General features: G+C 72.9%; 4 protein-coding genes. All 4 read right to left on the bottom strand.

What is annotated here, in order from left to right; translation table 11 throughout:
• Positions 1-337: 337 nt before the first annotated feature.
• Complete coding sequence (gene dnaG / locus ABT025_RS17085; protein ID WP_350994685.1) at positions 338-2,242, bottom strand: DNA primase; 1,905 nt, start codon at positions 2,240-2,242, stop codon at positions 338-340.
• A 146-nt stretch (positions 2,243-2,388) separates the two neighbouring features.
• Entirely contained in the window at positions 2,389-3,648 is a 1,260-nt protein-coding gene (locus ABT025_RS17080; protein WP_350994683.1) for an NAD(P)/FAD-dependent oxidoreductase, read from the bottom strand.
• 256 nt (positions 3,649-3,904) lie between these two features.
• On the bottom strand, positions 3,905-5,233 hold the full coding sequence (locus ABT025_RS17075) for a deoxyguanosinetriphosphate triphosphohydrolase (RefSeq protein ID WP_350994681.1): 1,329 nt from the start codon (positions 5,231-5,233) through the stop codon (positions 3,905-3,907).
• Positions 5,234-5,269: 36 nt separating this feature from the next.
• Positions 5,270-6,211 carry a sirohydrochlorin chelatase gene (locus ABT025_RS17070; protein ID WP_350994679.1) on the bottom strand — a complete coding sequence of 314 codons (942 nt, stop codon included), beginning with the start codon at positions 6,209-6,211 and terminating at the stop codon, positions 5,270-5,272.
• Positions 6,212-6,241: the final 30 nt, after the last annotated feature.

The raw sequence follows: 6,241 nt of genomic DNA, 5'->3' as shown, positions 1-6,241 counted from the left end.
GGGGGGGCGGCCCGCCCCCTGGGGGGGGGGGGGGGGGGGGCGGGGGGCGGGGCCCCCCCCCCCCCCCGGCCGGTCCGGCTCCGCCACCCAGTGTGGGGTACGACACACAGCTGCCACGAGGGGCGTGCGGGGACTTTCTGAGGGGGTCCGGGAATCGAGGGGCGGGAGAAGGAGCGGGGCGGGGTGCGCGCAGCTGCACGGCGGAGGAGGGAGGCAACGCGGAGCGTTGGCGGCTGACGGCAACGCCTCAGATGTGCGCACCCCGCCCCTCGGTTCCCGGCCCCCCCCTCCGCCCCGTCCGTGACCGGGCGGATCCCGCAGGGTGCGGCCGGAGGCGTCAGAGCGCGTCGGCGCCGCTGTTGCGCAGGGACTGGGAGTACTGCTGGAGGACCCAGACCTCGTTCTGTGCGGCGGCCAGATGGTCCGGGGCGACGTTGCTGCCGAGGCGGGTGAGGCTGCCCTGGACGTCGTCGATCCGGCGGTCGACGGCGCGCAGGCGGACCTTGACCAGGTGCTCGCCCGCGTACGCCTCGTCGATGGACTTGCCGTGGAAGACCTCGACCGCCAGCTCCGTGACCAGTTTGCGCACCGTGTCGTTGGGGGTCGCGTCGAGCACCTGGACGAGGTACTCGCGGGTGTCGGGGACGCCGAGCTCCGCGCCGCCCGCCTCCGCGATGCACTGGCGGACCGCGGCGTAGGGCGGGGCGGTGAACTCGTCGATGCCGTAGGCGTCGAACGCCGGGGAGACCAGGGCGGGCTTCTGCAGGGCGAGCTTGAGCAGCTCGCGCTCGGTGCGGTGCGCGGGGCTGCGGAGGTTGAGCGCGGGGCCCGAGGGGGCGGCGGCGGGTGCCTGGATCTCCTGGCGCCGTGAGCCACCGCGCGCGCCGGGTGCGGGACCCCGCTCGCCGCGGCCCCTGGCCCACTGGGCGAGCTGGTTGACCCGGTGCACGACGTACTCCTGGTCCAGGATGCCGACGAAGCCGGCCAGCTGGACGGCTACCTCGCGCTGCACACTGCCCGTCTTGATCTTGGCGACGACCTGGGCCGCCTCGTCGAGTGCGGCGGCACGGCCCGCCGGGGTCTCCAGGTCGTAGCGGGCGACGATCTGGCGGAGCGCGAACTCGAAGAGCGGGGTGCGGGGTTCGACCAGGTCGCGGACGGACTCGTCGCCCTTGGCGAGGCGCAGGTCGCACGGGTCCATGTTGTCCGGGGCGATCGCGATGTAGGTCTCGGCGGCGAACTTCTGGTCGTCCTCGAAGGCACGCAGGGCGGCCTTCTGGCCGGCCGCGTCACCGTCGAAGGTGAAGATCACCCGGGCGCTGCCGTTGTCCATCAGGAGGCGGCGCAGGATCTTGATGTGGTCGCCGCCGAACGCCGTGCCGCAGGTCGCGATGGCGGTGGTGACCCCGGCGAGATGGCAGGCCATCACGTCCGTGTAGCCCTCGACCACGACGGCCCGGCTGGACTTCGCGATGTCCTTCTTGGCCAGGTCGATGCCGTACAGCACCTGGGACTTCTTGTAGATCGGCGTCTCGGGGGTGTTGAGGTACTTCGGGCCGTTGTCGTCGTCGCGCAGCTTGCGGGCGCCGAAGCCGACGATGTCGCCCGCCGTGTCGCTGATCGGCCACATCAGCCGGCCGCGGAAGCGGTCGATGGGGCCGCGCCTACCGTCCTGGGAGAGGCCGGAGGTGATCAGTTCCTTGTCGCTGAAGCCCTTGCCGCGCAGATAGCGGGTGAGGTGGTCCCAGCCCGCGGGGCTGTAGCCCACGCCGAAGTGCTCGGCCGCCGCCTGGTCGAAGCCGCGCTCGGCGAGGAACTTGCGGCCGATCTCGGCCTCGGGGCCGTCCAGCTGCTCGATGTAGAACTGGGCGGCCACCTTGTGCGCCTCGACCAGCCTGATCCGCTCACCGCGCTGGTGGGAGGGGTTGTACCCGCCCTCCTCGTACCGCAGGGTGATGCCGGCCTTGGCGGCAAGGCGCTCGACGACCTCCGAGAACGTCAGATGGTCGATCTTCTGCACGAAGGCGATCGTGTCGCCGCCCTCCTGGCAGCCGAAGCAGTGGAAGAGACCCTTGCTCGGACTGACCTGGAAGGAGGGGGACTTCTCGTCGTGGAAGGGGCACAGGCCCTTGAGGTTTCCACCGCCCGCGTTGCGCAGCTGGAGGTACTCGGAAACGACGGCGTCGATCGGGACCGCGTCCCGGACCGCCTTCACGTCGTCGTCATTGATCCTGCCTGCCACGAGTGAAGTCTACGGGTGGCATCGGACAGTCATGGTGCGCGCGGGTGTGATCCCGTACGTCCGCCACGTCCACCGCCCGCCCCGGCCCGTCCCCGCGCCGTGGCACGGGGACGGGCCGGGGCGGTGCGGGAACCGGGCCCGGGCGCTCAGATCAGTGACTCCAGGGGAACCGACGGGTCGGCCAGGGCGTCCGGGTCGACCGGCTGCCCGGCCCTGATCAGCTCCTGCACGGTCTCCGTGACGTCCCACACGTTCACGTTCATCCCGGCGAGCACCTTGTGGTCCTTCAGCCAGAACGCGATGAACTCGCGCTTGCCCGCGTCGCCGCGGATCACGACCTGGTCGTAGCTGCCGGGCGGCGCCCAGCCCGAGTACTCGAGGCCGAGGTCGTACTGGTCGGAGAAGAAGTACGGCACCCGGTCGTAGGCGACGTCCTGGCCGAGCATGGAGCGGGCCGCCGCGGGCCCGCTGTTCAGCGCGTTGGCCCAGTGCTCCACCCGCAGCCGGGTGCCGAGCAGCGGGTGGGCCACGTTGGCGACGTCGCCGGCCGCGTAGATGTGCGGGTCGCTGGTGCGCAGCGAGGCGTCGACGGCGATCCCGCCACCCTGGGCGCGGGGCGCGATGTCGAGACCGGCGGCCTCGGCAAGGGCGGCTCGCGGGGCGGCGCCGATCGCGGCGAGGACGTCGTGGGCGGGGTGTTCCTCGCCGTCGTCGGTGCGGACCGCGAGGACCATGCCGTCCTGGCCGACGATCTCGGTGAGGCGCCCGCCGAAGTGGAAGCGGACCCCGTGGTCGCTGTGCAGGTCGGTGAAGATCTGGCCGAGCTCGGGGCCGATGACCTTGAGCAGCGGGGTCGCCTCGGGTTCGACGACGGTGACCTCGGCCCCGTATCCGCGGGCCGCCGCAGCGACCTCCAGGCCGATCCAGCCGGCGCCCGCGATCACCAGATGGCCGTTGTCGCGGCCGAGTGCGGCCAGCACGTTGCGCAGCCGGTCGGCGTGGGCGAGGCGGCGCAGATGGTGGACGCCCGCCAGACCGGTGCCGGGGATGTCGAGGCGGCGCGGTTCGGCGCCGGTGGCCAGGAGCAGCTTGTCGTAGTGGATGACGGTGCCGTCGCCGAGCTCCACGGAGCGGGCTTCGCGGTTCAGCGCGGTGACGGGCTGGCCGAGGTGGAGCTCGACGTCGGCCCCCGCGTACCAGGCCGTCTCGTGGACGAAGACGGTGTCGCGGTCCTCCTTCCCGGCCAGGTACCCCTTGGAGAGCGGCGGGCGTTCGTAGGGGTGGTCCCGCTCATCGCCGATCAGGATGACCCGCCCGCTGAAACCCTCCGACCGGAGCGTCTCCGCTGCCTTCGCTCCGGCCAGTCCTCCGCCGACAATGACGAACGTCCGATGTGCGTCGACCACTTGATGCCTCCTCGGTGCTTGCTGCGCGGCGCCAACTGCGAGCGTCCCGCACGCAGCGTGATGGCGAAAGAGGGTGTGACCCGATCAGGTCACGCCCAGTGGTCATGGGCCGGTGTGCCGGACCGCCCGCACACCGGGAGCAGGGATACGCGGGCGGTCCGCTTGTACCCCTGCGCAACGCGGTACCTGCACCAGCAGACCACCTGCGACTCGCCGACCGTCATCGCCGCGCCCCAGGGGGTCCGCCGACGTGCCCTCAGCCGCGGCGTGCGGTGAGCCAGTGGTGCAGGCTGCGGGCCGACGCGTCGGTCAGGGCGGCGATCTGGTCGACCAGGACACGCTTGCGGGCGCGGTCGTCGGGCGCCGCCTCGTACAGCGCGCGCAGGTGCGGCTCCAGGCCTTCCGGTGCGCGGGCGGTCAGCGCCGCGGCCAGTTCGGCGATGACGATCCGCTGGTCGGCGCGGATCGCCTCCTGCTCGGCGCGCTGCATGACGTACCGGTCGGCGACCGCCTTGAGGACCGCGCACTCGTTGCGCGCATCGCGGGGGACGACGAGCTCGGCGCCGTATCTGCCGAGGCGCCCGGTGCCGTACGCCTGCCGGGTGCTGCTCTCGGCGGCGAGGCAGAACCGGCCGATCAGCTGACTCGTGGCGTCCTTGAGCCGGGCCTGGGCGACGGCCGATCCGTCGTAGCCGTGCGGCCACCAGTCCTGGCCGATGAGGCGGTCCAGTGCGTCGGACAGCTCCTGGGGGTCGGTGTCCGCGGGGACGTACCGTCCGATGGCGACGGCCCAGATCTCCTGGCGCTCCGGCTCGGCGTCGAGGCAGTTGGGGTCGATGTGCCCGGCGTGCAGCCCGTCCTCGAAGTCGTGGACCGAGTACGCCACGTCGTCGGACCAGTCCATCACCTGGGCCTCGAAGCACTTGCGGTCCCGCGGGGCACCCTCGCGGAACCAGTGGAAGACCGGCAGGTCGTCCTCGTACACCCCGAACTTCGGCGAGCCGGGGTCGGTGGGGTGGCCACCTCTCGGCCAGGGGTACTTGGTGGCGGCGTCGAGCGCGGCGCGGGTGAGGTTGAGCCCGACGCTGACCAGTTCACCGGTGCGGGTGTCGGGCACGAACCGCTTGGGTTCGAGCCGGGTCAGCAGCCGCAGCGACTGGGCGTTGCCCTCGAACCCTCCGCAGTCGGAGGCGAAGTCGTTCAGCGCCTGTTCGCCGTTGTGTCCGAAGGGCGGGTGGCCCATGTCGTGGGAGAGGCAGGCCGTCTCGACGAGGTCGGGGTCGCAGCCGAGCGCGGCGCCGAGCTCGCGGCCGACCTGGGCGCACTCCAGCGAGTGTGTGAGCCGGGTCCGCGGGCTGGCGTCCCAGACGTGGCTGCGGGTGCCCGGGGTGACGACCTGGGTCTTCCCGGCGAGCCTGCGCAGGGCGGCGGAGTGCAGCACCCGGGCGCGGTCGCGCTGGAAGGCGGTGCGGCCCGGCCGTTTGTCCGGCTCGGTGTCCCAGCGATCGGCGTCGGCGGCGCCGTAGGGGGCCGTGCCGGGGTCCTGTGTGCCGTACGCGTTGTCCGTGCCGTCCGTGCCGTTCATGGGACCGACACTAATCCGCCGGACTGACAGGAGAGCTCAGGCGGAGACCAGGAATCGTGTGTTCATCAGAGTTTCGTACGCCGCTGCGCCGCCCGCCCGTGCCTGGTCGTAGCGGTGGAGCAGCAGGCGTGCCACGGCCGGGTGGGCGCCGAGCGGAGCGGCGGCGATCCACGGCGCCTCGGCCGCAGCGGCCGAGGCGAAGCGTCCGGGGGCGGCGAAGTACGAGGCGACGGCGACCCGCCGGCGACCGCGGGCGGCGAGTGCGCGCAGGGCGGCCGGGACGGTGGGCGTCGCGGCGGAGGCGTACGCGGGTACGACGGGCACCCCGCCGAGCCGTTCGCTGAGCAGGCGCGCGGTGCGGCGGGTGTCGGCGGCCGATTCGGGGTCCCGCGAGCCGGCGGCGGCGAGGACCACGGCGCTGTTGCGGTTCCCGTCGTCCTCGGTCCGCCAGCCGGCCTCGGTGAGCCGGCCGTGGAGCGCCTCGACGAGCAGCGGATGCGGTCCGAGGGGGACGGCCGTGCGGGTGCGCAGGGCGGGGGCGCCTGCCACTGCGTCCGGGATGTCCTGCTTCACGTGGTACCCGCGCCCCAGCAGCAGCGGCACGAGGACCGCCTCACCGCTCCCCAGGCCGTCCAGGGTCTGCGGGAGGAGGGGCGCGTTGAGCTCGATGTGACCGAGCCGGACGTCGAGCCCCGGCCGCAGCTCCCGCACCCGGTCCAGGAGCCCCGTCACCGTGTGCAGCGCCCGCGGGTCCCGGCTGCCGTGCGCGACGGCGACGAGTGCGGGGGCCGCGGGTGTCAGTGGGCTCACGTTGCTGTGCGGGGGCTGCTGCGGGGTGCGGTCCATGGGCCGTCGGATTCCGTTCCGGGAGACAAGGCTGAGCTGGGTGCCGAGCTGTGCGGTGATACGGGTCAGCAGTTGCGCCGTGCTGTCGAGGGACAGGGACTCCTGGAGGTGTTCCGGTGCCGGCTCCGTCATGGACCGATGGTGCCGGGCGCAGGTTGCCGC

Origin of the sequence: Streptomyces sp. NPDC002809 (genome assembly GCF_040295435.1) — a bacterium.
Lineage (GTDB): Bacteria > Actinomycetota > Actinomycetes > Streptomycetales > Streptomycetaceae > Streptomyces.
Note: the sequence above shows the minus strand (reverse complement) of the source record. Positions and strands in the feature narration are given on the sequence as shown.

Bases quoted from the DNA above. Each gene is read 5' to 3' on its own strand.
- ABT025_RS17075 (WP_350994681.1), bottom strand. From the start codon at position 5,233: ATGAACGGCACGGACGGCACGGACAACGCGTACGGCACACAGGACCCC.
- ABT025_RS17070 (WP_350994679.1), bottom strand. From the start codon at position 6,211: ATGACGGAGCCGGCACCGGAACACCTCCAGGAGTCCCTGTCCCTCGAC.